Genomic DNA, 3,117 nt, shown 5'->3' on the forward strand with positions numbered 1-3,117 from the left:
GTTCTGAGCCAGCGTGCGCTGGACGATGCGGGTCAAGACCGGATCGTCGAAGCCGGTCCACCAGCTGTCGAGCGGCGGCGTGGTTGCCGGTCGTGCCGCGACCGCGCTTTCGCTGTGGAACGGCTGCAGCGTCGCGGCCGGCGCCCGGTAGTCGGGACCGACCACGGTGCAGGACTCCACCAGAAGTCCCAACGCCAAGAAACCAACCCCGCGACCGAGACCCCGCGTCGCCCTGTTGTCCGCCCCGTCCATTGCGTCGCTCCCGCTTTCCAATTCCAACACGCTACTTGCATGACGATAGTTACTGCTATATATGACTTTCATGATGATATCAACAAGGGCGGGGCTTCCATGCGGCACAAGAGCTTCGGCGACATGCACTGCGCCGTCGCCCGCAGTCTCGAGCGGGTCGGCGAGTGGTGGAGCATCCTCATCCTGCGCGACGCGTTTCAGGGGCTGACCCGCTTCAGCCAGTTCCAGGAAAGCCTGGAGATCGCGCCCAACATGCTGACGCGGCGGCTGAACGCGCTGGTCGCGGCCGGCCTGCTGGAGCGCCACCGCTACAGCAGGCGTCCGCCGCGGGACGAATACCTGCTGACGGAGCGCGGTCGCGACTTCCGTCCCGTGCTCTGGGCGCTGGTCGACTGGGGCAACAAGCATTTTTCCCCCGACGGCCACACCATCGACATCGTCGAGACCGAGACGGGCCGGATCGCCGAGCCGATGCTGATCGATCGCCACAGCGGCCATGCCCTGCAGGCCCCAGAATTCCGGACGGTCGCGGGACCGGCCGCCAATGACCGGGTGCGCGCACGCCATGGCGTGTTCGCGGCCCCGCAGAACGGAGCGAAATCATGAGCAGCCAAGTGATCGATCGGGGCGTCGTGACACTGCCGCCCAAGACCGCGACAGGCACGCGGAAGCGCCTGCTGCTGGGCGGTGCTGCGGTGCTGATCGTCGGGGCGGCGGCGTGGTACGGCCATGACTGGTGGACCGTCGGACGCTTCGTCGAAAGCACCGACGACGCCTATGTCGGCGGCGACGTCACGGTCATAGCACCCAAGGTCTCGGGCTTCGTGACCGGGGTCGCGGTGACCGACAACCAGGCCGTCCATGCCGGCGACCTGCTGGTCAGGCTCGACGACCGGGACTATCGCGCGGCCCTGGCCAAGGCGGACGCCGCCGTCGCCGGGCAGCAGGCCACGCTCGCCAACCTCGATGCGACCCGCCGGCTGCAGCAGGCGCTGATCGCCCAGGCCCAGGCCGGCATCGCCGCGGCGGACGCCGAAATCACCCGTGCCCGCGACGATCAGGTGCGGTTCCGCGACCTCGCGGCCCATGCCGCCGCCTCGGTTCAAACGGCACAAAGGGCCGATGCCGACTACAAGCAGGCGCTCGCCGCCGGCGACAAGGCCAAGGCGGCCGCCGATGCGGCTGTGCGCCAGCTCGATGTGATCGACACCCAGAAGCGCCAGGCCGACGCGGCGCTCGCCGGCGCGGTCGCCGACCGCGACACGGCCCGGCTCAATCTCGGCTATACCGAATTGCGGGCGCCGATCGACGGCACGGTCGGCAATCGCAGTGCGCGGCTGGGCGCCTATGCCACGATCGGGGCGCAGTTGATCTCGATCGTGCCGGCGCGGGGGCTGTGGGTCGATGCCAACTTCAAGGAAAACCAGCTGGCCCGCATGAAGCCGGGGCTGACAGCGACCATCTCGGCCGACGTGCTGCCGGGCGAGGCGTTCCATGGCCATGTGCTCAGCCTGGCGCCAGCGACCGGCGCCCAATTCAGCGTGCTGCCGCCGGAAAACGCGACAGGCAACTTCACCAAGATCGTGCAGCGCGTGCCGGTGCGCATCCTGCTCGACGGCGACGCCTCGCTGTTGGGCCGCCTGCGTCCGGGCCTGTCCGTCACCGCCGATATCGACGAGCGCTCCGGCGCCAAGGATGCGCCGTGAGCGCCGTCGCCGTCCAACGGAGCGAGCCCGTCGCCGTACCGCCCACCGAACTGACCGGTGCGGCCAAAATCTTCGCCTTCGGCACCATGTGCGTCGGCATGTTCATCGCCCTGCTCGACATCCAGATCGTGTCGGCGTCGCTGCGCGACATCGGCGGCGGCCTGTCGGCCGGGGCGGACGAGACCGCGTGGGTCCAGACCAGCTACCTGATCGCCGAGATCATCGTGATCCCGCTGTCCGGCTGGATGGCACGCGTGCTGTCGACACGCTGGCTGTTCTGCATCTCGGCGGCCGGTTTCACGGTGACCAGCCTGTTCTGCGGCTGGGCCTGGGACATCCAGAGCATGATCGTGTTCCGGGCGCTGCAGGGCTTCCTCGGCGGCTCGATGATCCCGATGGTGTTCACCTCGGCCTTCGCCTTCTTCAAGGGGCCGAAGATCGTGCTGGCCGCGGCGACCGTCGGCGCGCTCTCGTCGCTGGCGCCCACACTGGGGCCGACGGTCGGCGGCTGGATCACCGACCATTACTCCTGGCACTGGCTGTTCTTCGTGAACTTGGTCCCCGGCATCTTCGTCGCCGTGGCCGTGCCGATGTTCGTCAAGATCGACAAGCCGAACCTGTCGCTGCTCAAGGGTGCCGACTATCCCGGCATGATCCTGATGGCGATCTTCCTGGGCTGCCTCGAATACACGCTCGAGGAGGGGCCGCGCTGGGACTGGTTCGGCGACGAGACGATCCGCACCACGGCCTGGGTCGCCGGTATCGGCGGCATCGCATTCGTCTGGCGCAGCCTCAGCTACGAGAACCCGGTGGTCGATCTGCGCGCGCTGAAGAGCCGGAACTTCGCACTCGGCTGCTTCTTCTCGTTCATCACCGGCATCGGCATCTTCGCGACCATCTACCTGACACCCGTGTTCCTGGGCCGGGTCCGCGGCTTCAGCGCGCTGCAGATCGGCCTCGCCGTGTTCACGACCGGCATCTTCCAGGTCAGCGCCATCCCGCTCTATACCTATCTCGGCAAGCGGATCGACCTGCGCTGGCTGATGATGTTCGGCCTCGCCTGCTTTGCCGCCAGCATGTGGAACTTCACGCCGATCACCCATGAGTGGGGCTGGCGCGAGCTGCTGCTGCCCCAGGCGCTGCGCGGCTTTTCCCAGCA

General features: G+C 67.9%; 3 protein-coding genes and 1 pseudogene. 3 read left to right on the forward strand and 1 reads right to left on the reverse strand.

What is annotated here, in order from left to right; all coding sequences use genetic code 11:
* Positions 1-198 (reverse strand): annotated as a pseudogene (locus VGV37_RS10430) (hypothetical protein); the annotation flags it as partial.
* 153 nt (positions 199-351) lie between these two features.
* Between VGV37_RS10430 and VGV37_RS10435 the strand changes: the two are divergent.
* The 3 genes from VGV37_RS10435 to VGV37_RS10445 all read left to right on the forward strand — a co-directional run.
* On the forward strand, positions 352-858 hold the full coding sequence (locus tag VGV37_RS10435; protein ID WP_326879602.1) for a helix-turn-helix domain-containing protein: 507 nt from the start codon (positions 352-354) through the stop codon (positions 856-858).
* Complete coding sequence (locus tag VGV37_RS10440; RefSeq protein WP_326879603.1) at positions 855-1,958, forward strand: HlyD family secretion protein; 1,104 nt, start codon at positions 855-857, stop codon at positions 1,956-1,958. The genes VGV37_RS10435 and VGV37_RS10440 overlap by 4 nt, the downstream gene beginning before the upstream one ends.
* On the forward strand, positions 1,955-3,117 hold a 1,163-nt coding region (locus tag VGV37_RS10445; protein ID WP_326879604.1), incomplete at its 3' end, for a DHA2 family efflux MFS transporter permease subunit. The genes VGV37_RS10440 and VGV37_RS10445, both read left to right, overlap by 4 nt.

It is taken from the genome of Aliidongia sp. (assembly GCF_035943795.1).
GTDB lineage: Bacteria > Pseudomonadota > Alphaproteobacteria > ATCC43930 > CGMCC-115725 > Aliidongia.